Source organism: Tepidimonas sp. (assembly GCF_046292505.1).
Lineage (GTDB): Bacteria > Pseudomonadota > Gammaproteobacteria > Burkholderiales > Burkholderiaceae_C > Tepidimonas.
On sequence record NZ_JBKBQX010000247.1, the window covers coordinates 1 to 570 of the forward strand.

A 570-nucleotide genomic window follows, 5' to 3' on the forward strand; every position below is an offset into this window, starting at 1 on the left:
CAGCTTGGCGGCCAGCTCGGGCTTGTTCTTCTTCTCACCCACGTTCAGGCGGCAGTTCTCCAGCAACACCACCTCGCCGGGCTTCACCTCGAAGCCGCCGTCCACCCAATCGGCCACCAGGCGCACGGGCTGGCCCAGCAACTCGGCCAGTCGATGCGCTACGGGTGCGAGCGAATCGGCGGGCTTGAACTCGCCTTCGACCGGGCGGCCCAGGTGGCTGGTGACCATGACCGCCGCGCCGGCGTCGAGCGCCATGCGGATGCACGGCACGCTGGCGCGCACCCACGGCTACACGGCCGAGGCCACTGCACGCGGCGAAGCGCTGTTCGGCATCGACGCCCTGTTCGACTCGGTGGTCGACCGGATGGAGGCGCTGACCTTCGAGATCACTACGCGCAACCAGCAGACGGTCAACCGCATCGGCTTCTGGCTGACGATCCTGTTCGGCGCCATCGAGACCGGCTTCGTCGCCTCCGGCATCGCCACCTGGTACTACGCCGGCGACTTGCCGGCCGTGCTGTCATGGACGATCGGGGTGACGCTGCTCACCGCCTCGGCGATCGCGGTGCT

The 570-nt window shown here is 68.6% G+C and carries 2 pseudogenes; one reads left to right on the plus strand and one right to left on the minus strand.

Features of this window, described 5'->3' with window-relative positions:
* A pseudogene (gene pgk / locus ACK4TH_RS13065) lies at nucleotides 1-282 on the minus strand (phosphoglycerate kinase); the annotation flags it as partial.
* Here pgk and ACK4TH_RS13070 point away from each other — a divergent pair.
* Nucleotides 227-570, plus strand: a pseudogene (locus ACK4TH_RS13070) (hypothetical protein); the annotation flags it as partial. The pseudogenes pgk and ACK4TH_RS13070 sit on opposite strands and share 56 nt — an antisense overlap.